This window comes from Ewingella sp. AOP9-I1-14 (assembly GCF_052375995.1).
In the GTDB taxonomy this organism is placed as follows: domain Bacteria; phylum Pseudomonadota; class Gammaproteobacteria; order Enterobacterales; family Enterobacteriaceae; genus Ewingella; species Ewingella allii.
This window is the reverse complement of record NZ_JBQSVA010000006.1, coordinates 171,879-197,173: the sequence shown is the minus strand read 5'-3', so window position 1 is coordinate 197,173 and position 25,295 is coordinate 171,879. Positions and strand designations below refer to the sequence as shown.

Below are 25,295 nucleotides of genomic sequence, written 5' to 3'. Positions count from 1 at the left end.
TTTTATGAAGTTAACGAGCAAGTTGTAAAACTATTAATAGGCGTTGGCGGAACTTAAATAATCAATGACCTCGCCCGACTCGGCGACCCAGCCATAGTTTTCATCTAACACGGCCAAACACTCGATTTTGCGCGGCGCGCTCATGGACTCCACGGCGTCGGAGACCACGATAGAGGTGTAATGGTGATACAGCGCTTCACGCACGGTATCTTCGACGCAGCACTCAGCCACCACGCCGGTGACCACCAGCGTATCAACGCCAAGCTCGGAGAGATGCTGCTGAAGAGTGGTGCCGTAGAAGCCGCCAAAGCCGTGCTTCGGCACGATGATTTCGCCATGGATGGGTGCCAGTTCAGCGATGATATCTGCACAATCCAGCTCGACCTCACTGTCTTCATAGCGGCGCAGGTGCCCTACGCGACAGGCTTTGGTTTGCTCGTCGAGGAAAGAGGTCCAGCTGAATTTGCTCTCCAGCCTGCGCCACGCGTCGTTTTCCACGCTGACCCATTGCAGAAAAATCACCGGGTAGCCGCCCTCCCGAAAATGCTGGAGCAGGCGCTGCTGCGGCGCGATAGTCTCCCGCCCGCCCGGCACTTCAAAGGGCGCGCCCTGACGAATAAAATCGTTTTGCATATCCACAATGATCAGCGCGGGTTTATTGATTTTTGGAAGCAGCTGCAATGGCATGGTGTATCCCCTGATTAAAAATCTTCTTTTGAGATGTATTTAATTAAGAACATGAGCAAGGAGCATGCCAGCAGCGACTAAAGGGCAGGAATTGTGTCAATTTAGGGCTTAGAAATAAGAAAAATTGATGAAAGGCGGCGTAGAAGTGATTTTTCCAATACTTTTAAGATACTTTTAAAATGGCCACGGCCGTTATTTGGCTTAGGGCAAATCTTCATTTTTCGAGGGCAATCGGCGTCGCACCTTTATAATACCATTGCCTCATTTTGGGGCGTGCAGCGGCTTATCCATGGCTGGGAAACCACTGCACTATTTGAAACTGGACATCTATACGTCCAAAACGTAATCTGACAATCTATTAACATTCATCCACTCAGGTTATGTAAGGAAAGCCACGTCATGCGCCTATCCGCTCTGGTTGCCACTCTGCTTGCCACTACGCTTTTTTCTACTGTTACCCACGCTGGCGCGACCTTAGATCGCGTCACTAAAACCGGCGTGCTGCGCAATGTGATTGTTAATGACTACCCGCCATTTGGCTTTATCGATGATAACAACCAGCTGGCGGGTTTTGACGTGGATGTCGCTAAAGCCGTGGCTGCACGCATGGGTGTGAAGGCAGAAATCACCGCGCCGGGCTGGGAAACCATTATTGGCGGCAATTGGCGCGGGCGCTGGGATACCTGTATTTGCTCGATGACGCCAAACACCGAGCGCGCCAAAGTGCTCGACTTCCCGACGCCTTATTACAGCTCACCGGCAGTGTTGGTAGTGAATAAGAAAGATGACCGCATCAAGTCAGCCGCCGACCTGAGCAACAGAAAAGTCGGCATCGGCATGGGTTCCAGCTACGAAACTTACCTGCAAAAAACGCTGGTGATCCCCGGCGCGAAGCCGATCGATTTCCCCTTCAATAATGTGCAGGCCATTCCCAGCGATGAAGAAGTGGCTTTCCAGAATTTAGCCTTGGGACCGGGCGTGCGTCTTGACGCCATCGTCTCTGACCTTGCCACTGCCAATTCGCGCATCAAACGTAACCCTGATTTGTTTAAAATCGTCACCGAGCTGTACGCCGAGCCTAACTGGGTCGCTACCGACAAGGGCGATCCTGAGTGGGATAAGAAAGTGGCGGATACCATAAAATCACTGCGCGACGACGGCACTTTGGCGAAGATTTCTCAGCACTGGCTGGGCGAAGACATCACCAAAGAGGAGCCGTAACGGATGGCGCAGCTCCCTGACGTGAAACCTATCGTGGCGGACAAATCTAACCCGGCGCTGGCCGATGCCAGCCTGTCGGCCACGCCGCGCGCCTTCAAAATTAAAACGCTGATCACCTGGCTGGTGCTGCTTAGCCTGCTGTTCAGCCTGTTCGGCAAGATGGGGCTACAGTGGGATTTGATTGAGCAGAAGCTGCCGTTCCTGCTCGGCCTGCGCCTGTCGCCGGACGGCTTTATTCAGGGCGCGGCGCTAACCCTGCTGATCACCGCCTGTTCAATGTTTTTCTGCCTATTATTGGGGTTAATCACCGCATTAGGGCGCATGTCAGATAACGCCGTGGCCTTTGGCTGCGCGACTTTCTATGCCTCGCTGTTTCGCGGCACCCCGCTGCTGGTGCAGGTGTTGATCATCTATCTGGCGCTGCCACAGGCCGGGATTGTGCTGGGCGCGCTCAGCTCGGGGATTATCGCGCTGTCGCTGAACTACGGGGCCTATCTGGCGGAAACCATTCGTAGCGGCGTGCTCTCCGTGCCGCGCGGGCAGAAAGAGGCCGCGATGGCGCTCGGGCTGTCGCCGTGGACCGTCGCGGTGCACGTCACCGCGCCACAGGCCCTGCGCATCATCATTCCTCCCGCCGGTTCGATGTTTATTTCCATGCTGAAAGATTCGTCGCTGGTGTCGCTGATGGGCCTGTGGGAGCTGAATTTCCTTGCGCAGTCTTACGGGCGCAGCACCTATCGCTATATGGAAATGCTGGCGACCGCCGCCGCGATTTACTGGATTATGTCGATTGTGTTCGAGCTGATCCAAAGCCGCCTCGAGCGCCGTTTCGGCCAAGGTTATCGCCGCTAAACATCGCCGTTAAACACGGTCTAACATCGTTGCAGGTACGCCATGTCGCGCTTTCCACAAGATTTCCGTTTGATCTCCTATTTGTCGAAGCTGGAGCACGCGGTGCGTTTCCCGCTCTCCTCGTCTTACCCTGAGTCCATGAGCATCGAGCAGCTGTTCGCCCTTGCCGGGGAGCAGCACCGCCAGCCGGTGCTTGAGGCGATCCTCGACTACCCGCCATTGCGCGGTACGCCTGAACTACTGACGGCGATTGCCTCGACCTACGATCAGGCCACGGCGGAAAACATTATTAGCTTTGCCGGTGCCGATGAGGCGATTTACGCCAGCTTCCACGCGCTGCTGGACGCCGACGATCACGCCATTGTCATCACGCCGAACTACCAGTCTTTGGAGAGCGTGGCGATGTCGCGCTGTGCGGTGAGCGGCGTGGCGCTGAACGCCGACCAAGGCTGGGCGCTGGACGTGGGGGATGTTCGCGCTGCCCTGCGCCCTAACACTAAGGCGCTGGTGATTAACTTCCCGCATAACCCGACCGGCGCGCTGATCGGCCGCCAGCAGCTAGACGAACTGGTTGAACTGTGCCGCGAGCGCGGTATCTGGCTGTTTTCTGACGAAGTTTATCGGCTGACCGAGTTTGATATCGCCGACCGTCTGCCACAGGTGGCGGACATTTATGAGCGCGGCATTTCTCTGAATGTCACCTCAAAAGCCTATGGCCTGCCCGGCCTGCGCATTGGCTGGGTGGCCTGTCAGGACGCGGAATGGCTGCTGAAGCTGGAACGCATGAAGCAGTATTTATCCATCTGCAACTCCCTGCCGGGCGAGATGCTGACCACCATCGCGCTCAATGCCCGCGAGGCCATTCTACAACGCGTGATGCAACGCTCCCGCGAGCAGTTAGGCCAGTTGACCGACTTTTTGGCGCGCTATCCACAGCTTTTCGAGCTGGCTCCCCCGAAAGCCGGAGTGCTGGCCTTCGTGCGTTATAAAGGGCCGGAGGGAGCGGAGCAGTTCGCCACGCGTCTGGTGGAGGAAACCGGCGTGATGACCATTCCATCCGTGACCTATGCGTCTGAATTAACGGCCGTTTCAGAAGATTTTCTGCGTATCGGCTTTGGCCGAGCGAATCTGAGTAAAGCGCTGGAAGTGTGGGGCGAATGGCTGGATAAACCGAAGCAGTAAAAAAAGCCAAGCCCGCCGGAGAACGGCGGGCCGAGATGAAACGCTCAGACACAGGAGAGCGGTATCATGTTAGACGCGGACTTACTGGCTCATCGCGTCTTTTTTCATGCCATCTTTACCCATTGAATCTTTGCTCATGGAATCTTTACCCATGCTGTCTTTTTTCATGTGATCTTTAGACATACAGTCTTTGCCCATCGAATCTTTCCCCATGGAATCTTTGCCCATAGCGTCTTTACCCATGCTGTCTTTCTTCATGCAGTCGTGGGACATCTTGCCCATGGTGTCTTTAGACATAGAGTCAGCAGCCTGAGTCACGCCAGCGAAACCCATCATTACGGTAGAGAACATCAGAACAGTCATCAGCTTTTTCATGGTATTTCCTTTTTTAAAGTAGTTGCACAGTTGTGCAGGTAAGGTTCACGTTCAACTTCTTATTAATTAACTCGGGCCGAAGGCCGTTATTGTTGCAGCCAGTTTGGACACGGCCAGCGCGGAAAAACCGGAGCGTACACGTAGTACGTGAGGATTTTGAGCACTGCCCGGGTTCAAAATGGCAAATAAAATAGGCCTTTTTTAACTCCCGCCGTACCAGTTGTAGCCTTGATCCTCCCAATAACCTCCGGTGAACTTATTGGTAATTTCAATCACTTCAATATGCTTTGGATTCTTGTAGCCAAGCTTGGTTGGCATACGCAATTTCATCGGGAAACCGTATTTACGCGGCAGGATTTGCCCGTCGTAAGTCAGCGCCAGCAGGGTCTGCGGGTGCAGCGCGGTTGCCATGTCGATACTGGTGTAATACTCGTCAGCACACTTAAAGCTGACATACTCCGCCGTCAGGTCGGCGCCAATCAGTCGCAGGAAATCGCCAAACGGCACCCCGCCCCATTTACCAATTGCACTCCAGCCTTCGACGCAGATGTGGCGAGTGACCTGACTGACCTGTGCCATTTGGTACAGCGTCGCCAGTGACCATTCGCGTTTATCCAGCGCCAGCCCGGCGATTTTCAGGCGATAGGCATTGCCATCCACCTCGGGGGCGTCGTCCTCGGCGTAAAACGCGTTGAACGGGAAAGGCCGGGTTATCATCGATTCGGCATAAACCGGGGCCAGTCGGGTCGAGCCAAAAAGCCAGCCCTGCACCCGGTCATTAAAGGTGGAGACGGTATTCAAAGCTTTCTCAACCCCGGCGTTATCGCTGATATCGCAGCCGGTCAGCATCGCCATACCGCCCAGCGTCAGCCCTTGCTGCAAAAAACGACGGCGCGATGGGGCGTCGAGGTGGCGAATAATCTGTTTCTGCGCCTCCTGCACGATGACCTGAGTGTCTGAAGGCGTGAAAATCTGCTTGATGCTCTTTTTAAAAATGTTCTTCATGACCTTTCCTCAGCGTCCGCGCAGCATCGCCAGCAGGGTTTTCGGCACCAGCGCCACCATCACCAAATGCACGGCAACAAATCCCATCAGCGAAGCCATCGCAAAAAAATGCACCACGCGGGCCGTGTCAAAACCCCCCAGCAACTCTCTGAGCAGGGGAAACTGCACCGACTTCCACACCACCAGCCCTGACAGCACCAGCACGATGCCGTCAAGCATCACGAAGACATAGGCCGCGCGCTGCACCATGTTGTAGTGACGCAAGTCGGCGTGAGCCAGCTTGCCGCGCAGCGCCGCGCTTAATTCTCGCAGCACGCCACTCGGAGTCAGCGGCCAGAATTTGCGTTTCATCCGGCCCGTGACGATATTCATCAGCAGGTAAAACGCGCCGTTAAAGCCGAACAGCCACATACCGGCGAAGTGCCACTGTAGGCCGCCGCCCAGCCAACCGCCGAGGGTCAGGCTGCGGGAAAATTCAAAATCAAACAGTGGCGAGGCGTTATAAATTTGCCAACCGCTGGTAACCATAATCAGCACTGCCAACGCATTCAGCCAGTGGCACAGACGCAGCCACAATGGGTGGACAATCTCTGGCTTGGCCTGGTTTTTCTGCGGCTCACTCTGCGGTGAAAAGTCGGTATGTAGCGTCATGTTTATGTTTCTCACTCGCCCTGTCGATGAAGCCAGTATTGAGCGGATTTGTTCCCCAAGACCTCACGCAAAGTTAAATAAAATGTGATAACTCTGAGTAAGCCGCTTGTGTAGACTGCTACTCATACCCTCCCCTCCCCGCAGGCTCGACAGAGATGGAAAAACCCAAAAAGATTTTGATCGTGGAAGACGACAGCAACATCGCCGAGCTGCTCAATCTGCATTTACGCGATGAAGGCTATGAGATAACCCACGCCGCCGATGGCAATCTGGGCGTAGCGCATTTAGAGAAAGGGGGCTGGGACGCGCTGATTCTGGACCTGATGCTGCCCGGCGTTGACGGGCTAGAGATTTGCCGCCGCGCCCGCAACATGACGCGCTACACGCCGATCATCATCATCAGCGCCCGTTCCAGCGAAGTGCATCGCGTGCTGGGGCTGGAGCTGGGGGCCGACGACTATCTGGCGAAACCCTTCTCTATGCTGGAGCTGGTGGCGCGAGTCAAAGCGCTGTTCCGCCGTCAGGAAGCCATGAGCCGCAATATGAAGATGGACGCCGGGACCCTGAGCTTCTCCGGGTTAGTCATTGACCCTATTGCCCGCGAAGTGGCGTTGAACCAGCAGACGGTGGAACTGACGCCGCGCGAGTTCGACCTGCTCTACTTCTTCGCCAAAAATCCCGGCAAGGTGTTCTCGCGCCTGAGCCTGCTCAATCAGGTGTGGGGCTATCAGCACGAGGGTTATGAACACACGGTGAATACCCATATCAACCGACTGCGCATCAAGATTGAGAGCAACCCGGCTGAGCCAGAGCGCATCCTGACCGTCTGGGGAAAAGGCTATAAATTCACGTCGTCAGCGGAAGACGCGCAAGGATAAATCATGAGTAAAATGACGCTTTCGCAACGACTCACCCTGGTTTTTATTCTGCTGCTGGTGGCCTGCTCGCTGATTTCCGGCGTGATGCAGGTACGCTCGAGCGACAGATTCAGTCAGGCGACGATTCAACGTTTGTCTGCCAATCTAGCCACGCAGATTGCCGCCAATAACCCGCTGCTGAGCCAAAACGGGTTAGATCCTAACGCGGTACATAACCTTTTTAATCAGCTGATGGCGGTGAACCCGAGCGTCGAGGTTTATCTGCTCGACAGCGAAGGTGATATCGTCGGCAACGCCGCCCCTGCGGGAAAATTGCTGCGCCAGAAGATAGATTTAACCCCGGTGCACGAGCTGCTTAACGGCAAAACCATGCCGGTATATGGCGACAACCCGCGCACCACCGACCAGCGGCAGGTGTTTAGCGCCGCGCCGCTGACGTCCAATGGCGTGCTCAAAGGCTATGTCTACATTGTGCTGCAGGGCGACGACTACCGGGCGTTGGCCAGTAAGGCGGAGTTCCAGTCGGCCATTTATATGGCACTGCGATCCATGGGGATGGTGGTGCTGTTTGGCCTGCTGGCCGGGGCGCTGGCTTTCCGCTGGGTGACTCGCCCGGTGCGTAAACTCACCGCGCAAATCGCCACGCTGGACGATGGCGGCATGGAGGCGATTCAGGCTCTGGCCAAAACCCAGCCGCCGGTCGGCCAGCCGAAAGATGAAGTGGCGCAGCTGCAACAGGCGTTTGTCGGGCTGGCAAAACGCATTGATCAGCAGTGGCAGAGTCTGACTGCGCAGGACCAACAGCGCCGCGAGTTTATCGCTAATATTTCCCACGACCTGCGCACCCCGCTGACCTCGCTGCACGGCTATCTGGAAACCTTGTCGATGAAGGCCGACCGCCTGAGCAGCGACGAGCGCCAGCGCTATCTCGACATCGCCCTCGCCCAAAGCCGCAAGGTGGGGCGTCTGGCGCAGGAGCTGTTCGAGCTGGCAAGGCTGGAATATGGCGTGGTGAAGCCGCAGAAAGAGCCGTTCTCACTGTGCGAACTGGTGCAGGACGTGTTCCAGAAATTCGAACTCGCCGCCGAAGCGCGCGGCCAGAAACTCAATGCCGACATCATGCCGGATATTCCGCTAGTGAATGCCGACCTGGGGATGATTGAACGGGTGCTGACCAACCTGCTAGACAACGCCCTGCGCCACACGCCGGAGGGCGGCACCATCCATGTTCGCCTGTGGAAACAGGCCCATGAAGTGATGGTGCAGGTGAATGACAGCGGGCCTGGCATTGCGCCAGAGTTAAAGGCCAACCTGTTTGTGCGGCCTTCGATTCTCAGCACCAATAAGCACCGCGCGGGTGGCCTCGGCCTGATGATTGTGCGCCGCATTTTGCAACTGCACGGCAGCGATATTGAACTGCTCGACCAGCCACACAGCGGCGCAAGCTTCCAGTTCGCGGTGCCGATTTAGTCGGTTAGTTAAACCATTTACCGGCTTTGGCTTCCAGCGCTTTCCCTTGGCTGGTCATCAAAGCCTTGTTTCCCTCGGCATTTTTACGGTTGGCATCAGCCTGTGACTGAATCACATCGGTTTCAGCTGCCTGCTTTTTCAAATCCTGTGTAAGAAACTCATCATTACGCTGGGTTCGTCCCGCTAACTGCTGAACTTCAAGCTTACCTTTTTCAACCTGCAGCTGTCGAAGCTGATCCTGATAAGCCTGATCCCTCGCTTTATCTTTCAGGCGCTCAACCTCACGCGCGTGAGCACGGGCATTTGCCGCCGCAATTCTGCGGTTGCGCTCTTTGATATATTGCTCGTAATGGTATTCCCGCTCCTGCTGATAATATTCCCAACGCGCCTGCTCCTCTGATTGCCCCTGCTGTTCAGCTTGCGCGACATCAGATAATTGTTGTTGTAATGTCGCCGCGTGAGAAATAAGGGGGAATGCGGTAACGAAAATAAACCCAAACAATAGGATATTCTTCATGGTCTATTCCTTACTCATACTATTCGCGCACACGTTATTCGGCTGAATACGAGTTTCATTGCTCTTAGTGGAAATAACCATTGCTAGGCCCGGAGAGAATTGACAGGCATATCCCATTTGTACAGAGGTATAAATTCGCGTGTCATCTTTATAGGTTAACGATACGCCTTCTACATATTTTTTATCGTTGACTGAGGTACCCGTTAATGCGCCCACGGCGCCGCCGACCAACACACCGCCGGCAATCGCACCATCGGAGGTAGAGCCCAAGGCAGCCCCGACCACACCCCCTGCTACTGCGCCTATGATCAAACCTACGGTGACTGCCGTATTCCTATTATCCGTGTTATCCACCACGACCTTAGCGGGCATTACGGAAATAATATTTATCGTTTTTGCTTCTTGTCGGGTATTAAGTTGTGAAGTAGTAAAAACGTCAGCCTGATAATTATTCGCATCAGACTGACAGCCATAGAGAAATAACATAGAGAGCAAAGTGCTCGCTACTAAGCTGCGTTGAAGTGGCATAACCTTTCCCTGTGTATGTTGTTAAGGGAGAGAATACGCCGAGGCGGTAAAATATAAAGTCAGGAATTGTAATCGCTCTTACGTTTTCTTAACGTTATTTCCATTATTACCGAAAATAAGCCACTTCTTCACTGGCATTACCTTCACAATATACTTCAGAATTATCTGAATCTATTTATTACTCCACCAAAATCTGTTTCTCAGTCAGGAAATCGATAAATACGCGGACCTTGGGCAACATATGACGACTGCTTGGCCAGACAATGGAAAACTTGCCGTCGTCATATAAATAGTCATTGAGAACGGATTTCAGCACCCCGGTTTTGAGCTGTTCGCGCACCAGAAACTCGGGAATATAGGCAATGCCGACGCCGTGTAGCACGGCCTGAATCAGTGCCTCGAGGTTGTTACTGCTCACCACCACCGGCAGCTCTAGCGCCATGTCACTGCGGATATCCCACGGCTGGATCTGCCCGCTGCCCGGAAAACGGTAGCGCAGGCAGGCGTGCCGGGCCAAGTCCCGCGGGCTATGGGGTTCGGGGTTTCTGGCAAAATAGTCCTGGCTGCCGACGATAACAAAATGGAAAGGCCCGAGGCGGCGCGACATCAATTGCGAGGTCGGCAGTTCGCCGCTGCGCACCGCGACGTCGATACCTTCGGCAATCAGGTCTACCATGCGATCGCTGAAGTCCAGCTCCAGCTCAACCTGCGGATAACACTGCATAAATTCCGCCAAGTGCGGCAACAGCATGCGATAGCCAATCGCCGGCATGCTCACCCGCAACTTACCGCGCGGCTCGGCCGAAACCCGCGATAACTCCTGCTCGGCCTCCTCCATCTGCGCCACGATTTGCTGACAACGCTCGAAAAATAGCTGGCCTTCGTCAGTCAGGCTAATGCGCCGCGTGCTGCGGTTAAACAGCCGCACGCCGAGCTTTGCCTCCAGCCGCGCCACGCTTTTACCTATCGCCGAAGCCGAGATCCCCATGATCTCGCCCGCCGCCGCGAAGCTTTGATGCTGCGCCGCACGCACGAATGCCAACATGCCGTTTAGGTTTTCCATCTTCACTCCGCGAGGTAATTAGAGCTATTTTGTCCGCAATCTACGGACTTTAAGCCCATTTCGGCAAAATTGCAGACATTTTATCATCCTTGGACTATTCATCTTCGGAGAAAGCCATGAGTCCATCTAACCAAACCAAGAGCGGCCAGCTAAGCGTGTTGTTTACCGTCTGCCTGGCAGCGCTGATTTTGCCACTCAACTTTGTCAGCGGCGCGGTAGCAACCCCGGCGATTGCCCGCGAGCTGGGCGGCAGCGCGCAGGCGCTAAGCTGGATAACCAACGCCTTTATGCTCAGCTTCGGCTGCTTTTTGATGGCGGCGGGCACCCTGGCCGATGAGTTTGGCCGCAAAAAAGTGTTTGTGATTGGTGTCGCGGGCTTTGCCCTGCTCTCTTTGTTGCAAAGCTTTAGCAGCAGCCTGCTGTGGATTGATCTACTGCGCGGCGCGCAGGGTGTGGCGGCGGCGGCCGCACTGGCAGGAGGCTCGGCGGCTTTGGCGCAAGAGTTTGATGGCCCGGCGCGCACCCGCGCATTCAGCCTGCTCGGCACCAGTTTTGGCGTCGGTCTGGCCTTTGGGCCTTTTCTGGCGGGCCTGCTAATAGCCCACCTCGGCTGGCGCTCGGTATTTATTTCCGCCACGGTGATTGCCCTGCTGGCCCTGTTAACCGGCGCGTCGAGAATGCATGAGTCGCGCAACCCTAACGCCACCGGCATCGACTGGCCCGGCACGTTGACCTTCACTTCGATGCTGGCTTTACTGACCTGGGCGCTGATGGCTATTCCGCAATATGGCCTGCAAAGCCCGCAAGTGCTGGGTTTGCTGGCTGGCGCCGCACTGCTGCTAGCGCTGTTTATCTGGGTTGAGCTGCGCGTGCGCAACCCGATGCTCGACCTGTCGCTGTTCCGCTTCCCACGTTTTATTGGCGTTCAGGCACTGCCGCTGGCTACCGGATTCTGTTTTGTGGTGCTGCTGGTCATTCTGCCGATGCAGTTTATCGGCATCATGCGGATGAGCGAGGAGCAGGCCGGGTTAATGATGATGGCGCTCTCCCTGCCGATGCTGGCCGTGCCGCTGATCGCCGCCGGCCTGACGCGCTGGGTGAGTCCCGGCCTTTTGTGCACCGCCGGTTTGCTGGTCGCCACCTTTGGGCTGTGGTGGTTGAGTCTTGCCGTCGAGGCGCAAAACGCCGGGCAGATGATCCTGCCGATGCTGGTGATTGGTTTGGGGGTTGGCGTGCCTTGGGGATTGATGGACGGGCTGTCGGTCAGCGTGGTTCCCAAGGAGCGCGCGGGCATGGCGACGGGGATTTTCAGCACCACCCGCGTGGCGGGCGAAGGGCTTTCGCTGGCAACCGTCGGCGCCCTTCTCGCCGCTTTCGCACAGGGTGGATTGAGCCAGCACTTCTCAGGCCCGATCTTAAGTGACGCCAGCCAGCGTCTGGCAACCGGCGATTTAACCCAGGCCCTCCGCCTGTTGCCGCAGGCCAGCGCCGCCCAACTGCAACAGATTTACGCCGCCGCCCTGCATCACGTCCTGCTAAGCCTGGCGGCGATCACCCTGCTGTCTGCCGTCGTGGTGATGGTGGCGATGGCGGGGAAAGAAACAATGGCGGAACAACCCACTTAATTAGCATGTTGCGCGGGGGTCAGTCTGACTCCCGCCGCTCGAGTGATTTCAGTTAGCGTACCGATGGTTGGATTGCCATTTTCAGACAGCGCCTTGTAGATATGTTGCCGCGTGATGCCGGATTTTTTAGCGATTTCGGTGACGCCGCCGCGAGCTTCAATGACGCGACGCAGTGCGGTGAGAAAGGCCGCCACGCCGCCAACTTCATAGATCTCTTCTAAAGCTGTCTGAAGATAAATTTCGGCATAGGCGGGATCGGCACGAAGTGTAGCAATGATCTCCGCATCACGGCTGACTGATGGCGGTACTGCCTCTGGGGCAACTGCCGTTTTTTTGTTTGAAACCATGATTTTACCTCGTCTGATAATCAGCTAAGTATTTCACTGCTTTATCGATATCTGCGTTTTGGTTCTTCTTCGTTCCACCCGCGAGAAGTAAGATGATTTTTCCGTTCTCTATCGAGTAATAAATCCGGTATCCCGCCGCATAATCGATCTTAATCTCCCATACCCCATCGCGCTCAAATTTATGCACACCAAAGTTACCGGCCTGAGCACGGTCCAAGGCAACGTCAATTTTTGCCGCGGCGCGAAGATCCTTCTTCCTGAGTTTATCCATCCAAATTTTGAACGGCTGTTTCTTGTTTCTATCCTGATAATGTTCAGTTGTGTACATCCCTGTCCCCATCACTAAACCTGACGGGATTGTCTCTTATAAAAGACAAAACTACAACTAACTGTATTTAAAACGACCGATCCCCATGACTTTCCCCCAATAGAGGGAGCAGTCGCGCGTAGGCTTCTTCCAATTCGGGGGAGATGTCGACGGCGGCGATAAAGTCTTTGCCGCGCGGGCCGTAGCCTTGCGGAGTATTGCGCAGGCGGGGGATCTCGCCCAATAGCAGCGAAGCGAAGCGCGGCCATGACCACAGGCTGTGCTGCGTTTCGCCTGCGTAGTGGAGCTCTTCTGCCAGCTTGTCGAGCTGCGGCACGAAGGTCGGCCAGTTAATAAATTCCACCTCTGGCCGGTCCTGCCAGACTTTACGGAAGCTGGCGTCGGTGCGCCGCTGCATCAGCGGATCTTGCGTCAGGATAATGCGCGATGAGCCGTCACCCGCCAGATCCAACACCCGTCGGGCCTGAGTGGCGTTGTCGCCGCAGTTAGTTGAACGCGTCTCCAACAGGAGCTTGGCTGGCTCAATGGCGAAGAAATTGATGGCGATATCTTGCAGAATTTCCGCCTCGCTGCGCCCTTTGGTGGCAATGGACGCGTACCTTGGATGATTTTTTACCGCCTGATAAAGCAACTCGGTCGAATGACCAATCCCTCCCGCGATCAGAATTTTACTCACAGCACCGCTGGCGAGCGCGGCAAAAGCGCCCTCGGCGACCGGCAAAATTGCGTTGCCAAGCAGGATAAGTAAAGGTGCCTGAAAGCGCGCCAGCTCGCTGGGAGAAGCCCCCTCTGTTTGATCAAAAGCTAAAAATTGCGCCATTGCATTAATGTCAGCCAGTCGACTGGCTGGATACGATTCAGCTAAGGGCATAAAACTCTCGTTTGGTGATAAAAAGGGCAAGCTCTGATGTTATCAGAAAGTAAAATTTAACGATAAACAGCTGAATTACTGATGTTTAGGTCAGTAAAGACATCAAAATCCATAAAAATATTTGCAGTAAATTAGGATTACATAAATCAAATTAGTGTTATCAGTAAGAATTTAAATCCACATTAATTTAATTATAAGAATTAAATCCCAAAACATTATTAATTTCAGCATTTTTGAGCTTTTTGCTAAAAGTGCTAAAAACTTCTCCTTAAGTTAAATTTATTAACTTATATTTAACTCAACTATAAGAAACTTCTCATGATTCAAAAGAAAGATTTGCTCATTTATTCATCATAAACACTGAAAAACTCAGTGATAAATCTCCAAAAGTGAGATGCCAGCAAAGCTTTGACCTGATGACTTTTTCCTTTTTTTTCTGTTGTTGCCGCCAGAGAAATTACACATGCAAACGCCTTTGCATGCACATACAGCATGAGTTCGTTGTTATTGGGAGTCATCATGGACGTCAAAAATCAATCATTACTGGGTTTAATCACTGCGGCATTATTCACCCTTCCTCTGGGTGCGCAGGCAGCAGGCACACTGATAGGTCAGGTCGGTGTTCAACTAATCATCAGCACTGGTTGTACTGTTGGTAACGGCTCCACTTCAGGCGGCACCAACCAGTGGGGTACTTTGAACTTTGGTAACTACGCCGATTTAACCAGCATTATCAATGGCACGGTCACTGGCACCAACGGCAGCGCGGTCACTATCACCTGTAGTACTGGCCTGACACCAACACTTTCACTCAATGGCGGGCTGGCAGCAACCGGCGCAGTGCGCGCAATGACCTTTGATGCCAACAAAATCTCCTATCGCCTCTATTCTGATGCAGCGCGTACTACTGAGATTGGCATCAATACGCCGATTACCCTAACCACAGGAACTACCGCGCAGAATATCCCGATCTATGGCCGCGTGTTACCTGGCGACCAAACGGGCGCTGGCGGCACAACTCCTCCGGCTGGAACCTATAACGATACCGTCGTCGCCACGATTTCCTGGTAATAGCTTAATGAGTCAGGGCCGCTTTCGGCCCTGAACCTACTGCCATTCAAGGAAGGAAAGACCATGGATATCAAGGCGCTGTTGTTGCTGCCCTTTCGCTGTATGCTCCTGATGCCCGCTCTACTGCCAACCAGTCATGCGGCAACGATTGGCGTCACGGCGACGCTGCTTCCTGCCTGTAGCGCAGGGACAACCACTGGCGGTTCAACCACTTACGGCACCTTGAGCTTTGGCAATTATGCCAGTCTGAGCAACATTATCAGCGCCACTAGCGCCCAGCTGGCGGGCTCGATTCGCGTCAATTGTATCAACGGCCTGAGCTACAAAATCCTGATGGACGGCGGCAACAGTGGCAATGTGAACAGCCGCAATATGGTTAATACCAGCAACGCCGCGCTGAAGGTACTTTATAACCTCTATACCAGCGCGACTTTTGCCACTATTTGGGACAACACCACCGGCCTGAGCGACGTCGGCAATGGTGCCGATCAGTGGCATACCGTTTATGGACGAGTGCCGGTACAAACCACGCCAGCCGCGGGCACCTATCAAGACACGGTCAATGTTACGGTCAGTTGGTAACGGAGGCCGACTATGATCAGTAGGTCTTCAACCCCTTATCACCTACTGCTGCTGCTCTGCGTTTTGGCTTACCCCAAGGCTCAGGCGGCAACGGCAAACTCATCTTTTACCGTCAATGCCACCATTGTCAGTGGCTGCGCCTTTGGTAATTCACTTGCTACGCCAATCACCAACCTCGGCACCATCAATTTTGGCTCGATGTCTTCCATCACCAATAACGTTGACGTCACCAGCGCCAGCGGGACAGGCAGCATCGTCGTGACCTGCACCACCGGCGCCAACGTCACTATCGCTATCGATTATGGCGTTAATGGCGGCACCTCAACGGGTCGCTTTATGGCGAACACCAGCAATGCGGCCCAAAAGTTGGGCTATCAGCTGTATCAAGATTCGGGACGAAGCCAAGTGTGGGGCACCGGCACGCTGGCTCGCACCATCAGCAACTTCCCGGCCACAACCCAAACCTATCCGGTGTATGCACGATTATTTGCCGTGACCCCATTACCCTCAGCGGGAACCTATAGCGATACGGTCACTGTCACCCTAACGTATTGAACCATCAGGAAATGAACTATGTATCAAACATTATTACGCGCACTGATTAGCTTGGTTTCACTTGGCCTGTTTTTTGGGGCTGCCCCCAGCCGGGCGGCCAGTTCGGTACTGGTGTGGCCGGTGTATCAAATTATTGAATCGGACCAAAACGGCTCGGCGCTGTGGCTGGAAAATCGCGGCGCGGCGCCCGTCTCGCTGCAGGTCCGGGTGCTGGCGTGGAAACAGGAAAACTTCAACGAGCGCTATGCGGATCAGAATGACGTGGTCGCCAGCCCGCCCTTCGCCACCGTCGCTCCCGGCCAACGCCAGCTGATTCGTTTGATTCGCAACACCCCCGTTCCGGCTAATACCGAGAAAGCGTTTCGCATCATCATCGACGAAATTCCTTCGCCATTGCAGCCTTCCGAGCAGGGTAAAGAGAAAGCCGTGGTCGGTTTGCAGCTACAAATGCGCTATTTGCTGCCGCTGTTTCTCGACGGCGAAGGCATCTGGACCAACGAACGCGCGGATATCAAACGCAATCTGGCGGATGCCACCAAGCCAGTTCTCAAATGGAGCATTGAGAGCGGCGGCGGTAAGTCTTTCCTGAGAATTCGCAATACTGGCGTGGTTCACGCCCGCCTGAGCAACGTCTTCTGGTCAATGACCGGCGACGCCAAACGCGGCGTCAAAGCCATGACCACCGGCTTTATGGGCTATGTGTTGCCGGGTCAAGAGATGCGCTGGCCGGTGCCTGCGGGCATGATCCCCGGCGGGCAGCTCAATGCGCAAATCGCTGATAACGCTGAACCTATTGTGATCCCGCGCGGCGAATAATGCCGGAGCCGCAACGCATGGAAACCAGAGGTTTCGCCCTGAGTACGGGGCTATTGGCTTACCAAATGGCGTGCCGAACGGCGCGCCACGGCATGACGCTGATCTTCGCCAGCGGCATGAGCCTGCTGCTGCTGCCCATGGCGGGACAGGGGGCAGAGTATGACGCCTTGCCCGCCGCGCCGCGCGCCCTGCCAACTCAGGTTGAGGCGACCTATTATCTGGCGATCATGGTCAATGGTCAGACGGATAATCAGGTGGTGCCGGTGATTTTTCGCGACAACGCGTGGTTCGTCGAGTCCGGGGTGCTGGCGAAAAATCACGTGCATCTCAACGGCCAGCAGCAAGGCTTAGTCAACGTCAGCGCGCTGCCAGAGGTGAAAACCGAGTACAACTCGGCCAGCCAGCAGCTGGTGTTGAAGGTACCCGATGCGTGGTTGCCGCAGCAAAATATTCGCGGCGACAGCCTACTGAGCTATACGCCGTCGCAGAGCAGCAACGGCCTGCTGTTCAACTATGACTCTTACTACACTGACCCGCACGAAGGGCCGCGATCCATCGCCACCTGGATGGAGCAGCGGCTGTTCAGCGACGTGGGAATTCTGACCAACACCGGCACCTGGCGCTACAATATGGACACGCCGGAGGGATTCTCGGAGAGTTCAACCTCCGACGGCTATATCCGCTATGACACCTACTGGCGCTACTCGGACGAGCAGAGCTTGATCAGCTATCAGGTGGGTGACTTCGTGAGTAACTCGCTGACCTGGAGCAACTCGGCGCGCATGGGCGGGCTGCGCGTCAGCCGCAACTTCGGCGTGCGCCCGGACTTGGTGACCTATCCGCTGCTGCAATATAGCGGGACCGCCGCCGTGCCGACCACCGTCGACCTGTTCCTTAACGGTTTTAAGGCCAGCACCAATAATCTGAATTCCGGCCCCTTCACCCTGACCAACGTGCCTTATATCAACGGCGCGGGCGAGGCCACGGTGGTCACCACCGACGCCCTTGGGCGACAGGTTTCCACCAGCGTGCCGTTTTATGTTTCCAACACCCTGCTGCGCAGCGGGTTGTCTGATTTCGACTTATCCCTCGGCGCGGTCAGGCAAAATTATGGTATCAGCAGCGGCGACTACTCCGACGCGGCTTTCAGCGGCATTTATCGCTACGGCATTACCAATTACCTGACGCTCTCCAGCCACGGTGAGGCAACCAACGGGCTGGCATTAGGCGGCATTGGAGCTGATTTGGCGGTCGGGCACTGGGGGACGCTCAGCGTTTCTGGCAGCCAGAGTCAGGCCAACCACGCGCCGCGCACCCTCGGTGAGTTTGATATCAATGGCAATAATCCGGCGAACAATGTTATTGGCGGCATACCCAATAACAACGGCGAAATCACCAATCCGAAGGACCCCACCCGCGTTACCGACGAGAAAAGCGGCAACCAATATACGGTCGGCTACTCCTACTATTCCACCCTGTTTAGCCTTTCGGCGCTGCGCTCGTCGCGCACGCCGGGCTATCAGGATTTAACCTCTTACACCAGTGATACCAGCCTGAGCCGCCGGGCCGATCAGGTGACTTTCAGCACCTCGCCTTTCGGCCAGTCCAGCGGCACGGTGGGGGTGGGTTATTACGACGTGGAAGCCTATGACCAGAGCCATACGCGGCTGCTCAACCTCTCTTACAGCCGCTCGCTGTGGGGGCAGTCGAGCATGTTCCTGTCACTGAATAAAACCCTCAGCGACAGCGGCTACAGCGCCCAGCTTCAGTTCATCATCCCGCTGGATATGAACACCAGCATCAATGCCGGATTGCAGCGTGACAGCGGCGGCCACTACCGCGAGCAGATTGGGGCCAGCAAAACGGCGCCGACCGAGGGCGGGCTGGGGTGGAACTTGGCTTATACCGGCGGCAGCGACCCCTATCAGCAGGCTGATGCCACATGGAAAACGCGCTACGCCACTCTGCAGGGCGGGCTGTATGGCGAAAGCGGCAACTACACCAACTGGGCAGATCTGAGCGGCTCGGTGGTGTTTATCGCCAATGACTTCTTCCTGTCGGACAAGATTAACGACGCCTTCATGGTGGTGGATACCGACAATTACGCCGACGTGCCGGTGATGTATGAAAACCAGAAAATGGGAAAAACCGATAAAAAAGGCCATCTGCTGATCCCAACCGTCAGCTCCTATTACCCGGCGAAGGTGGAAATTGACACCCTGCCTCTGCCTGCCGATGCCGTGGCGAATCGCGTGGTGGACAATATTTCCGTGCGCGAAGGCAGCGGCGTGGTGGTGAAGTTCCCGGTGAAGCGCGAGCTGTCGGCCACCATTAAAATCAACGATATCCACGGCGAGCCGCTCAAATTGGGCACGCTGGTTACCGAGCAAAACAGTCAGCAAACCACGGTGTCCGGCTATGAAGGGCTGGTCTACTTCAGCAACCTTCAGCAGCACAACGTGTTAGTGATTCGTCAGGAAGATAATTCGGTTTGTCGGGTTGGCTTTGACCTGAATCTTAACCATCACAGCATTGAGCAAATTGGCCCGCTGGTTTGCCATCCCAACGCAGGGTCAGGAGGTAAGATATGAATCTACTCAGGATGGGGCTGCGCGCGCTGGCCGCGCTGGCTCTGTTAGTCGTTGGCCTGCCAGCGGCCTATGCCGCCTGCTCCAGCAGTCCCGGCACGGGGAGTTTTGGCACCCTCAGCTCCTTTGTGGCGGGCAGTACCGCGCAACAGGTCACGGCGACCAGCGGCTTTAAATGCACCGGCTCGCTGCTCTCCTTATTAAGTACCAACACAGTCACGGCCACTATTGCAACCTCAGCCAACGGTGTCGGCAATCAGGCAGCAATGCTTGGGCCGAACGGCGTAAAACTGCCTTATCAGATTTGTCAGGACAATGGCTGCGGCACGGTGGTGAACGTTGGCAATCAGACCACCTGGAGCAGTACCACGCTACTCGGCCTGCTGGGCTTATTCAACGCCAGCGACGGCTCGCTGCCACTTTACCTGCGCACGGTGACCGGGGTGAATTTACCGGCGGGAAGTTATAGCGATACGCTGGGGATTAACTGGACCTACCATATTTGCTTCGTCGGGGTGCTGGGGCTATGTGTTTATACCGATGGCGCAGACAGCACGACAGTCACGGTGAATATGACGGTGACCAACTTCTGTTACATCGACAATGCGCCAAATGTGAACTTCGGCTCGGCGGCTTTCCCGGCAGGGTTTGCCTCAGTAACCAACAACTCGCTGAGCATTCGCTGCACGTTGAACGCGGCTTATAGCGTCAACCTGACCAGCACGGTACCGGGCAGCGGGCAGTATCGGCAGATGTCCTCGACCAATAACGGCGTGACCAGCTATTTGCAGTATCAAATCTTTAAAGGGGATGCGTCGGTGTGGACCGCCGCGACCAATACCGCAATGACCGGCACCGGCGCGTCGCAAAACGTGGCTTACTCCGCGACGGTTAACCCAAGTCAGGCTAACCCACCGCCGGGAACCTATAGCGATACCGTGCTGGTGACGGTGACTTATTAGAGGGGGAAATCATGGCAGGCCGGTGCGCATGTCGCTGCAACGGCCTGCTACGGGCTTACAGCCCTTTGAGGATCTTCATGGTGGCGTCGACGTCGATTTCGTCTTCCGAGAAGATGTAGGTGGTGTTCTGGAAGGTGGTGATTGCCAGCTTCTTCAGGGTGCGCGTTGTGGCCTTTTTCTCTTCTTCTTTCGGGCGAATGCGGTTCATCAACAGGCCCACGGAGAGCACGGCATTCTCTTTGTCGATTTGCGATTCGGCAGGGACTTCTTCGCTGTAAGCCAGATAGGACTTGATGCTGGTGATTTTGATGCGCTCACCGGCAATAAAGATGTATTTGCTTTCAGGCTCGACTTTGACGGCAAACGCCGACAGGCCTTTGTTGTTGGTGGTCGGCTCGAACGTCACCACGGCGTCTTTCTTGATTAGCTCGGGGTTGGTGACTTTAATCACGTGGAAATAACGGTTATCGCCGTTTTCATCTTTGATAAAGCCGAAACCTTTATCTTCAAACCAAGTTGTGATTGTCCCGTTCATCGCTCTTACCGCCTAATTAATCGTTCAACATGTCAATTTTTGCAGCGCGCAGTTTAATGCAGAATGCGTGCAAAGTCCTGTGCTTTACCGTCCAGCCGCCTTTCTAAAGGTAAGATTGAAACGATAGCCGCCGGTAAGCGGATGTTCGCCGGCTTTTAACGGCAAAATGCCGTGATAACGCAGCCGCGACGGCCCGCCCCATACCACGATATCCCCGTGAGTCAGCGTCACTCGCTGGGTCTTATCACTGCGCTCCATGCCGCCAAACTGGAATATCGCCGGTAATCCCAGCGACACCGACACAATCGGCGCGCCGAAGTCGTGCTCGTCTTTGTCCTGATGCAGCGACATTTTCGCCCCTGGCTGATAACGGTTGATCAGGCAGGCGTCGGGCGCGAAACCGGCAAAACCGGCCTGCTCGGCGGCCTCGACTGCCAGCGTGCGGAACAGCTCGGGCATCGGCGGCCAGGGCTGCTGGCTCTCCGGCGACGTGGTTTGGTAACGATAGCCCTGACGGTCAGTCACCCAGCCGACCTCGCCACAGTTGGTCATGGCGACCGACATCGCATAGCCGCCCGGCGTAGCACGATATTGGAAAGGCACCAATCCGGCAATTCTGTCGATTTCCGCCAGCAGCGCGGTGTCGTCTCGCAGCGCGCCGCCGCGCAGCACCACGGCCCCCGGCGCTAACTCTTCCCGCCAGTGTGGGTGGAAATCTGGATGATCGAACAAGTCTAAATTCATGTTCACCTCCGATGACGTTATTGATTAAGTATATAGCCTGATAAGCCTAGCGGCGGTCGGAAGCTTTGGCTAAGGTTGAAGCATTACGCATTTTCAACATCACTGATAAGGAAGGATCATGGCTCGCGAAATCAATAAGGACACCCAACTCTGTATGTCACTGTCGGGCCGCCCCGGCAATTTCGGCACCCGCTTTCATAACTATTTGTATCAGGCTCTGGATCTGAATTTTATCTATAAAGCCTTCTCAACCCAAGATATTGAGGCCGCCGTGAAGGGCGTGCGCGCGCTGGGTATTCGCGGCTGCGCGGTGTCGATGCCCTTCAAAGAGGCCTGCATCCCCTTCCTCGACGAGCTTGACCCGTCCGCCACCGCCATTCAATCGGTTAATACCATTGTGAATGACGACGGCTTCCTGCGGGCTTACAACACTGACTACATTGCCGTGGCGAAACTGCTGGAGCAGTATCAGGTGCCGAAGGACGCGGTGTTCGCCCTGCGCGGCAGCGGCGGCATGGGCAAAGCCGTGGTGGCGGCCATCCGCGATGCCGGCTTCACCCAGGGCTATGTGATTGCTCGCAACGAGAAAAGTGGCCGCGCGCTGGCCAAAGAGTACGGCTACGAGTGGCGAAGCGAGGTCGGCGACGCCGCCGTGGATATGCTGGTTAACGTCACGCCAATTGGCATGGAAGGCGGCCCGGACGTCGACGCGCTGGCTTTCGACAAATCCGTAATTGATCGCGCCTCGGTGGTGTTCGACGTGGTGGCATCGCCGGTAGAAACCCCGCTGATTCGCTACGCGCTCGAGCAGAACAAGCAGGTGATCACCGGCGCGGAAGTCGCGGCATTACAGGCGGTCGAGCAGTTTGTGCTGTATACCGGCAAAAGGCCGGATGACGCCCTGATTGAAAAAGCCGCGGCCCACGCGCGGGGCTAAGAGACGAACAGGCATAAAAAAACCCTCTCTTGTTACGGAGAGGGTTTAAGGCGGTGCGGATCCAGCCTTACTGAGCAGCAGTCTGCTCGGCGCCCACCAGACCGACCTTCAGATAACCTGCTTTACGCAGCGTATCCATCACGTTCATCAGCGTTTCATAATCCACCGACTTATCAGCCTGGAAGAAAATGGTGCTTTGCTTGTTGCCCTGAGTGCGCTGGTCAAGCATAGACGTCAGGTTGGCGCTGATTACCACGTCATCGCCCAGATAGAGCTGCTTATCGGCTTTCACCGTCAGGAACACCGGCTTTTCAGGGCGCGGCTGAGGCTTGGCGGTTGAAGCGGGTAAATCGACGCGCACATCAACGGTCGCTAACGGTGCGGCCACCATGAAGATGATCAGCAACACCAACATCACGTCGATAAAAGGCGTGACGTTGATGTCATGCATTTCACCGCTTTCGTCGAGGTCGTCATTTAAACGTATGGCCATGATGAATTACCCTACGCGCAGCTGGCGGTCTGCCTGAGGACGTGGCGTTTCGCCCGCGCTCGCGGCCAGGTCCAGATCACGGCCTTGCAACAGTAAAATTTGTGCCGCCACGTCACCCACTTGGTGGCGGTAAGAAGCAATGGTACGCGCGAAGATGTTGTAGATAACCACCGCAGGAATTGCCGCGACCAGACCAACCGCCGTTGCCAGCAGGGCTTCGGCGATGCCGGGTGCCACAACCGCGAGGTTGGTGGTTTGCGTCTGTGCGATACCGATAAAGCTGTTCATGATGCCCCAGACGGTGCCGAACAGGCCGACAAACGGAGAAATCGCCCCGATGGTCGCCAGAATACCGTTACCCCGGCCCATGTGGCGGCCCGCGGCGCTAACACGGCGCTCAAGGCGGAAGCTGGTGCGATCTTTAATGCCGCCGTTGTCGGTAGAACCGGCAGAAAGCTCAAGCTCGTTTTGTGCGTCACGCAGCATTTGGCTGCTGATGCTGGTAGCTGCGAAGCTTTCGGCTTCTTCAGCGGCTTCGTCCAAGGTGCGGGCACCGGCCAGCGCGGAGAACTCACGGCGCAGGCGGCGTTTGCCACTCCACACTTCCGCGCCCTTGCTGAACAGCAGCGTCCAGGTGACGACGGAGGCCAGTAGCAGACCAATCATCACGGTCTTCACTACGACGTCAGCGTGGTGATACATGCCAAGAACTGAAAGATCTTTCGGGATAACCGGAACCGCGGCGGTATTGGCGGTAGGTTCAGAAGAGGTGCTAACCGGAGTGACTGCCGTTGGCGCGTCGTTGCTGTTCGTTGCAGAAGGCTGAGCCGTTTGCGTGACGGCGTTGGCCGCAGGAGAAGAAGGTGCTGCTAACGCGGTGCCACTCAGACCTGCTACCAAAACGAAGGACATCAAAGCTGACGCCACTTTTTTCATATTATTGCGAGCCGTTTTCACGCGTCGCCTCCAGCAAAAATCAGTGTTAAAGGGTTTATTCATGGGTAAAGACAGCCCCAAATCATAGCAAATTAAAAGCCAGAATTGATAGTGGTTCTCATTATTATTTACATTATCGCGCCTAGCGCTGGCGCTGTCTTTGACCAAAAACAAGGCTTTCAAATGGCCGATTAAAAACCACACAATCTTACCGACTTCACACTTTCAGAAAAAATCCACACCGAAATCAACACGCTGCCGCCAGATTCAAACATTAAAACAATGTTTTAAATATTAAGTAATGACATTTCAAAACTGTTTACACTTTGTGATAACGCTCAAATAACCGACAAACCTAATCGGGTATCTTGCTTGTGAAGACATAGACCGGATACCGGCAGTCTTCGTGCAGGTCATTCAATTCCCTCTTTTTTGATGTTCACTTTTACTGAGTACCCTGGAGACAAACTGATGAAAATGCAGCAAGCACTTCTCAGCCTTTGCCTGAGTTCCGCGACCCTAGTTTTTAGCCACAGCCTGCTGGCGCAAACCATTAAAGCTGCGGATGTCCATCCGCAGGGCTATCCTAACGTCGTCGCCGTGCAAAAGATGGGCGAAAAACTCAAACAACAAACCGATGGCCGACTGGAAATTAAAACCTTCCCCGGCGGCGTACTGGGTGATGAAAAGCAGGAGATTGAACAGGCGCAGATCGGCGCGCTGGACATTATCCGCGTCTCCATGACGCCGGTGGCCTCGATTCTGCCTGAGATTAACGTCTTCACCCTGCCTTACGTCTTCCGCGATGAAGACCATATGCACAAGGTGCTGGATGGCAAAATCGGTAAAGAAATTGGCGATAAGATAACCAACAACCCAAGCTCCAAGCTGGTGTTCCTCGGCTGGATGGACGGCGGCACGCGCAACCTCATCACCAAAGAGCCGGTGGTTAAGCCGGAAGACCTGCGCGGGATGAAAATCCGCGTTCAGGGCAGTCCGATTGCGCTGGCCACCCTGAAAGCCATGGGGGCCAACCCCGTCGCCATGGGCGTCAGCGAAGTGTTCAGCGGCATGCAAACCGGGGTGATTGACGGCACGGAGAACAACCCGCCGACTTTCATCGCCCATAACTACCTGCCGGTAGTGAAAAACTACACCTACAGCCGCCACTTCATCATTCCTGAGCTGTTCCTGTACTCAAAAGTGAAGTGGGACAAGCTGTCCAAAGACGATCAACAGCTGATGTTGAAACTCGCCAAAGAGGCGCAAGACGAACAACGCGTGCTGTGGAAAACCTATAACGACGAGTCTTTGGCAAAAATGAAAGCCGGTGACGTGAAGTTTTACGAGATCGACACTCAGCCTTACTTCAAAGCCACCCAGTCGGTGCGAGACGAATTCGGCAAAGGTCATGAAGACCTGATGCAGCAAATTGCCGACGTTCAATAACTTGAGATGAGGCAGCCCGCCTGCCTC

General features: G+C 55.2%; 29 protein-coding genes. 14 read left to right on the top strand and 15 right to left on the bottom strand.

Features of this window, described 5'->3' with window-relative positions; translation table 11 throughout:
* Nucleotides 1-33: 33 nt before the first annotated feature.
* On the bottom strand, nt 34-687 hold the full coding sequence (locus tag ACT3RT_RS17095) for a cysteine hydrolase family protein (RefSeq protein ID WP_496203394.1): 654 nt from the start codon (nt 685-687) through the stop codon (nt 34-36).
* Between the two features lie 399 nt (nt 688-1,086).
* Here ACT3RT_RS17095 and ACT3RT_RS17090 point away from each other — a divergent pair, with 399 nt between their 5' ends.
* The 3 genes from ACT3RT_RS17090 to ACT3RT_RS17080 are packed head-to-tail and all read left to right on the top strand — an operon-like array spanning nt 1,087 to nt 3,942.
* On the top strand, nt 1,087-1,908 hold the full coding sequence (locus ACT3RT_RS17090) for a transporter substrate-binding domain-containing protein (protein WP_353503410.1): 822 nt from the start codon (nt 1,087-1,089) through the stop codon (nt 1,906-1,908).
* Nucleotides 1,909-1,911: 3 nt separating this feature from the next.
* A complete protein-coding gene (locus ACT3RT_RS17085; RefSeq protein ID WP_485902468.1) occupies nt 1,912-2,760 on the top strand; it encodes an amino acid ABC transporter permease in 849 nt (282 codons plus the stop codon).
* A 42-nt stretch (nt 2,761-2,802) separates the two neighbouring features.
* The gene (locus tag ACT3RT_RS17080) at nt 2,803-3,942 is read left to right on the top strand and encodes an aminotransferase class I/II-fold pyridoxal phosphate-dependent enzyme (RefSeq protein WP_496203393.1); all 1,140 of its coding nucleotides are present in this window, start codon (nt 2,803-2,805) and stop codon (nt 3,940-3,942) included.
* A gap of 81 nt (nt 3,943-4,023) precedes the next feature.
* On the opposite strand, the gene ACT3RT_RS17075 is transcribed toward ACT3RT_RS17080, so the two are convergent.
* The 3 genes from ACT3RT_RS17075 to ACT3RT_RS17065 form a co-directional block, all read right to left on the bottom strand.
* Nucleotides 4,024-4,317 carry a pentapeptide MXKDX repeat protein gene (locus ACT3RT_RS17075; RefSeq protein ID WP_353503412.1) on the bottom strand — a complete coding sequence of 98 codons (294 nt, stop codon included), beginning with the start codon at nt 4,315-4,317 and terminating at the stop codon, nt 4,024-4,026.
* A gap of 201 nt (nt 4,318-4,518) precedes the next feature.
* On the bottom strand, nt 4,519-5,322 hold the full coding sequence (locus ACT3RT_RS17070; protein WP_485902464.1) for a molybdopterin-dependent oxidoreductase: 804 nt from the start codon (nt 5,320-5,322) through the stop codon (nt 4,519-4,521).
* A gap of 9 nt (nt 5,323-5,331) precedes the next feature.
* The gene (locus ACT3RT_RS17065; protein ID WP_485902462.1) at nt 5,332-5,973 is read right to left on the bottom strand and encodes a cytochrome b/b6 domain-containing protein; all 642 of its coding nucleotides are present in this window, start codon (nt 5,971-5,973) and stop codon (nt 5,332-5,334) included.
* Between the two features lie 155 nt (nt 5,974-6,128).
* Between ACT3RT_RS17065 and ACT3RT_RS17060 the strand changes: the two genes are divergently transcribed.
* Both ACT3RT_RS17060 and ACT3RT_RS17055 read left to right on the top strand, forming a co-directional pair.
* Nucleotides 6,129-6,851 (top strand): response regulator transcription factor, encoded by a 723-nt coding sequence (locus ACT3RT_RS17060; RefSeq protein ID WP_353503415.1) that lies wholly within the window; start codon nt 6,129-6,131, stop codon nt 6,849-6,851.
* Nucleotides 6,852-6,854: 3 nt separating this feature from the next.
* Nucleotides 6,855-8,321 (top strand): HAMP domain-containing sensor histidine kinase, encoded by a 1,467-nt coding sequence (locus tag ACT3RT_RS17055; RefSeq protein WP_496203392.1) that lies wholly within the window; start codon nt 6,855-6,857, stop codon nt 8,319-8,321.
* 4 nt (nt 8,322-8,325) lie between these two features.
* Here ACT3RT_RS17055 and ACT3RT_RS17050 read toward each other — a convergent pair whose 3' ends face one another.
* The 3 genes from ACT3RT_RS17050 to ACT3RT_RS17040 form a co-directional block, all read right to left on the bottom strand.
* The gene (locus ACT3RT_RS17050) at nt 8,326-8,838 is read right to left on the bottom strand and encodes a DUF5384 family protein (RefSeq protein ID WP_485902458.1); all 513 of its coding nucleotides are present in this window, start codon (nt 8,836-8,838) and stop codon (nt 8,326-8,328) included.
* A gap of 3 nt (nt 8,839-8,841) precedes the next feature.
* On the bottom strand, nt 8,842-9,366 hold the full coding sequence (locus ACT3RT_RS17045; protein ID WP_496203391.1) for a hypothetical protein: 525 nt from the start codon (nt 9,364-9,366) through the stop codon (nt 8,842-8,844).
* Nucleotides 9,367-9,544: 178 nt separating this feature from the next.
* Nucleotides 9,545-10,429 carry a LysR family transcriptional regulator gene (locus tag ACT3RT_RS17040; RefSeq protein ID WP_485902454.1) on the bottom strand — a complete coding sequence of 295 codons (885 nt, stop codon included), beginning with the start codon at nt 10,427-10,429 and terminating at the stop codon, nt 9,545-9,547.
* 116 nt (nt 10,430-10,545) lie between these two features.
* Here ACT3RT_RS17040 and ACT3RT_RS17035 point away from each other — a divergent pair, with 116 nt between their 5' ends.
* Entirely contained in the window at nt 10,546-12,054 is a 1,509-nt protein-coding gene (locus ACT3RT_RS17035; protein WP_496203390.1) for an MFS transporter, read from the top strand.
* Here ACT3RT_RS17035 and ACT3RT_RS17030 read toward each other — a convergent pair.
* From ACT3RT_RS17030 to ACT3RT_RS17015, 4 genes are all read right to left on the bottom strand, one after another.
* The gene (locus ACT3RT_RS17030; protein WP_353503419.1) at nt 12,051-12,401 is read right to left on the bottom strand and encodes a helix-turn-helix domain-containing transcriptional regulator; all 351 of its coding nucleotides are present in this window, start codon (nt 12,399-12,401) and stop codon (nt 12,051-12,053) included. The two genes, ACT3RT_RS17035 and ACT3RT_RS17030, sit on opposite strands and share 4 nt — an antisense overlap.
* 4 nt (nt 12,402-12,405) lie before the next feature.
* The gene (locus ACT3RT_RS17025) at nt 12,406-12,729 is read right to left on the bottom strand and encodes a type II toxin-antitoxin system RelE/ParE family toxin (RefSeq protein ID WP_353503420.1); all 324 of its coding nucleotides are present in this window, start codon (nt 12,727-12,729) and stop codon (nt 12,406-12,408) included.
* A gap of 67 nt (nt 12,730-12,796) precedes the next feature.
* Entirely contained in the window at nt 12,797-13,600 is an 804-nt protein-coding gene (locus ACT3RT_RS17020; RefSeq protein WP_496203389.1) for a YdcF family protein, read from the bottom strand.
* A gap of 344 nt (nt 13,601-13,944) precedes the next feature.
* Nucleotides 13,945-14,121: a hypothetical protein gene (locus ACT3RT_RS17015; RefSeq protein ID WP_353503422.1), complete on the bottom strand. Its 177-nt coding sequence runs from the start codon at nt 14,119-14,121 to the stop codon at nt 13,945-13,947.
* On the opposite strand from ACT3RT_RS17015, the gene ACT3RT_RS17010 reads away from it, so the two are divergent.
* The 6 genes from ACT3RT_RS17010 to ACT3RT_RS16985 all read left to right on the top strand — a co-directional run bounded on the left by ACT3RT_RS17010 (nt 14,120) and on the right by ACT3RT_RS16985 (nt 20,174).
* Nucleotides 14,120-14,671 carry a Csu type fimbrial protein gene (locus ACT3RT_RS17010; protein ID WP_496203388.1) on the top strand — a complete coding sequence of 184 codons (552 nt, stop codon included), beginning with the start codon at nt 14,120-14,122 and terminating at the stop codon, nt 14,669-14,671. The genes ACT3RT_RS17015 and ACT3RT_RS17010 overlap by 2 nt on opposite strands.
* A gap of 63 nt (nt 14,672-14,734) precedes the next feature.
* The gene (locus ACT3RT_RS17005; protein ID WP_353503424.1) at nt 14,735-15,253 is read left to right on the top strand and encodes a Csu type fimbrial protein; all 519 of its coding nucleotides are present in this window, start codon (nt 14,735-14,737) and stop codon (nt 15,251-15,253) included.
* A 12-nt stretch (nt 15,254-15,265) separates the two neighbouring features.
* Nucleotides 15,266-15,808, top strand: coding sequence for a Csu type fimbrial protein (locus ACT3RT_RS17000; protein ID WP_496203387.1), 543 nt, complete (start codon nt 15,266-15,268; stop codon nt 15,806-15,808).
* Nucleotides 15,809-15,826: 18 nt separating this feature from the next.
* Nucleotides 15,827-16,624, top strand: a complete 798-nt coding sequence (locus ACT3RT_RS16995; protein WP_496203386.1) for a fimbrial biogenesis chaperone — start codon at nt 15,827-15,829, stop codon at nt 16,622-16,624.
* Between the two features lie 17 nt (nt 16,625-16,641).
* Complete coding sequence (locus ACT3RT_RS16990) at nt 16,642-19,215, top strand: fimbria/pilus outer membrane usher protein (RefSeq protein ID WP_496203385.1); 2,574 nt, start codon at nt 16,642-16,644, stop codon at nt 19,213-19,215.
* On the top strand, nt 19,212-20,174 hold the full coding sequence (locus tag ACT3RT_RS16985; protein ID WP_353503428.1) for a Csu type fimbrial protein: 963 nt from the start codon (nt 19,212-19,214) through the stop codon (nt 20,172-20,174). The genes ACT3RT_RS16990 and ACT3RT_RS16985 overlap by 4 nt, the downstream gene beginning before the upstream one ends.
* A gap of 55 nt (nt 20,175-20,229) precedes the next feature.
* Here the strand turns inward: ACT3RT_RS16985 and ACT3RT_RS16980 are convergent, their stop codons facing one another.
* Together ACT3RT_RS16980 and alkB are read right to left on the bottom strand one after the other, a co-directional pair.
* The gene (locus tag ACT3RT_RS16980; RefSeq protein WP_353503429.1) at nt 20,230-20,709 is read right to left on the bottom strand and encodes a cold-shock protein; all 480 of its coding nucleotides are present in this window, start codon (nt 20,707-20,709) and stop codon (nt 20,230-20,232) included.
* An 84-nt stretch (nt 20,710-20,793) separates the two neighbouring features.
* A complete protein-coding gene (alkB, locus tag ACT3RT_RS16975) occupies nt 20,794-21,453 on the bottom strand; it encodes a DNA oxidative demethylase AlkB (RefSeq protein ID WP_485902442.1) in 660 nt (219 codons plus the stop codon).
* A gap of 118 nt (nt 21,454-21,571) precedes the next feature.
* On the opposite strand from alkB, the gene ACT3RT_RS16970 reads away from it, so the two are divergent.
* On the top strand, nt 21,572-22,390 hold the full coding sequence (locus ACT3RT_RS16970; RefSeq protein WP_441655954.1) for a shikimate 5-dehydrogenase: 819 nt from the start codon (nt 21,572-21,574) through the stop codon (nt 22,388-22,390).
* A 67-nt stretch (nt 22,391-22,457) separates the two neighbouring features.
* On the opposite strand, the gene exbD is transcribed toward ACT3RT_RS16970, so the two are convergent.
* Both exbD and exbB read right to left on the bottom strand, forming a co-directional pair.
* Nucleotides 22,458-22,883 (bottom strand): TonB system transport protein ExbD, encoded by a 426-nt coding sequence (gene exbD / locus ACT3RT_RS16965; protein ID WP_496203384.1) that lies wholly within the window; start codon nt 22,881-22,883, stop codon nt 22,458-22,460.
* Nucleotides 22,884-22,889: 6 nt separating this feature from the next.
* Entirely contained in the window at nt 22,890-23,819 is a 930-nt protein-coding gene (exbB, locus tag ACT3RT_RS16960; protein ID WP_353504030.1) for a tol-pal system-associated acyl-CoA thioesterase, read from the bottom strand.
* Nucleotides 23,820-24,290: 471 nt separating this feature from the next.
* On the opposite strand from exbB, the gene ACT3RT_RS16955 reads away from it, so the two are divergent.
* Entirely contained in the window at nt 24,291-25,268 is a 978-nt protein-coding gene (locus ACT3RT_RS16955) for a TRAP transporter substrate-binding protein (RefSeq protein WP_485902438.1), read from the top strand.
* Nucleotides 25,269-25,295 lie beyond the last annotated feature (27 nt).

Excerpts from the sequence above, each read along its gene's own strand:
- ACT3RT_RS17095 (WP_496203394.1), bottom strand. The coding sequence starts at position 687 with ATGCCATTGCAGCTGCTTCCAAAAATCAATAAACCCGCGCTGATCATT.
- ACT3RT_RS17090 (WP_353503410.1), top strand. The coding sequence starts at position 1,087 with ATGCGCCTATCCGCTCTGGTTGCCACTCTGCTTGCCACTACGCTTTTT.
- ACT3RT_RS17085 (WP_485902468.1), top strand. The coding sequence starts at position 1,912 with ATGGCGCAGCTCCCTGACGTGAAACCTATCGTGGCGGACAAATCTAAC.
- ACT3RT_RS17080 (WP_496203393.1), top strand. The coding sequence starts at position 2,803 with ATGTCGCGCTTTCCACAAGATTTCCGTTTGATCTCCTATTTGTCGAAG.
- ACT3RT_RS17075 (WP_353503412.1), bottom strand. The coding sequence starts at position 4,317 with ATGAAAAAGCTGATGACTGTTCTGATGTTCTCTACCGTAATGATGGGT.
- ACT3RT_RS17070 (WP_485902464.1), bottom strand. The coding sequence starts at position 5,322 with ATGAAGAACATTTTTAAAAAGAGCATCAAGCAGATTTTCACGCCTTCA.
- ACT3RT_RS17065 (WP_485902462.1), bottom strand. The coding sequence starts at position 5,973 with ATGACGCTACATACCGACTTTTCACCGCAGAGTGAGCCGCAGAAAAAC.
- ACT3RT_RS17060 (WP_353503415.1), top strand. The coding sequence starts at position 6,129 with ATGGAAAAACCCAAAAAGATTTTGATCGTGGAAGACGACAGCAACATC.
- ACT3RT_RS17055 (WP_496203392.1), top strand. The coding sequence starts at position 6,855 with ATGAGTAAAATGACGCTTTCGCAACGACTCACCCTGGTTTTTATTCTG.
- ACT3RT_RS17050 (WP_485902458.1), bottom strand. The coding sequence starts at position 8,838 with ATGAAGAATATCCTATTGTTTGGGTTTATTTTCGTTACCGCATTCCCC.
- ACT3RT_RS17045 (WP_496203391.1), bottom strand. The coding sequence starts at position 9,366 with ATGCCACTTCAACGCAGCTTAGTAGCGAGCACTTTGCTCTCTATGTTA.
- ACT3RT_RS17040 (WP_485902454.1), bottom strand. The coding sequence starts at position 10,429 with ATGGAAAACCTAAACGGCATGTTGGCATTCGTGCGTGCGGCGCAGCAT.
- ACT3RT_RS17035 (WP_496203390.1), top strand. The coding sequence starts at position 10,546 with ATGAGTCCATCTAACCAAACCAAGAGCGGCCAGCTAAGCGTGTTGTTT.
- ACT3RT_RS17030 (WP_353503419.1), bottom strand. The coding sequence starts at position 12,401 with ATGGTTTCAAACAAAAAAACGGCAGTTGCCCCAGAGGCAGTACCGCCA.
- ACT3RT_RS17025 (WP_353503420.1), bottom strand. The coding sequence starts at position 12,729 with ATGTACACAACTGAACATTATCAGGATAGAAACAAGAAACAGCCGTTC.
- ACT3RT_RS17020 (WP_496203389.1), bottom strand. The coding sequence starts at position 13,600 with ATGCCCTTAGCTGAATCGTATCCAGCCAGTCGACTGGCTGACATTAAT.
- ACT3RT_RS17010 (WP_496203388.1), top strand. The coding sequence starts at position 14,120 with ATGGACGTCAAAAATCAATCATTACTGGGTTTAATCACTGCGGCATTA.
- ACT3RT_RS17015 (WP_353503422.1), bottom strand. The coding sequence starts at position 14,121 with ATGATGACTCCCAATAACAACGAACTCATGCTGTATGTGCATGCAAAG.
- ACT3RT_RS17005 (WP_353503424.1), top strand. The coding sequence starts at position 14,735 with ATGGATATCAAGGCGCTGTTGTTGCTGCCCTTTCGCTGTATGCTCCTG.
- ACT3RT_RS17000 (WP_496203387.1), top strand. The coding sequence starts at position 15,266 with ATGATCAGTAGGTCTTCAACCCCTTATCACCTACTGCTGCTGCTCTGC.
- ACT3RT_RS16995 (WP_496203386.1), top strand. The coding sequence starts at position 15,827 with ATGTATCAAACATTATTACGCGCACTGATTAGCTTGGTTTCACTTGGC.
- ACT3RT_RS16990 (WP_496203385.1), top strand. The coding sequence starts at position 16,642 with ATGGAAACCAGAGGTTTCGCCCTGAGTACGGGGCTATTGGCTTACCAA.
- ACT3RT_RS16985 (WP_353503428.1), top strand. The coding sequence starts at position 19,212 with ATGAATCTACTCAGGATGGGGCTGCGCGCGCTGGCCGCGCTGGCTCTG.
- ACT3RT_RS16980 (WP_353503429.1), bottom strand. The coding sequence starts at position 20,709 with ATGAACGGGACAATCACAACTTGGTTTGAAGATAAAGGTTTCGGCTTT.
- alkB (WP_485902442.1), bottom strand. The coding sequence starts at position 21,453 with ATGAATTTAGACTTGTTCGATCATCCAGATTTCCACCCACACTGGCGG.
- ACT3RT_RS16970 (WP_441655954.1), top strand. The coding sequence starts at position 21,572 with ATGGCTCGCGAAATCAATAAGGACACCCAACTCTGTATGTCACTGTCG.
- exbD (WP_496203384.1), bottom strand. The coding sequence starts at position 22,883 with ATGGCCATACGTTTAAATGACGACCTCGACGAAAGCGGTGAAATGCAT.
- exbB (WP_353504030.1), bottom strand. The coding sequence starts at position 23,819 with ATGAAAAAAGTGGCGTCAGCTTTGATGTCCTTCGTTTTGGTAGCAGGT.
- ACT3RT_RS16955 (WP_485902438.1), top strand. The coding sequence starts at position 24,291 with ATGAAAATGCAGCAAGCACTTCTCAGCCTTTGCCTGAGTTCCGCGACC.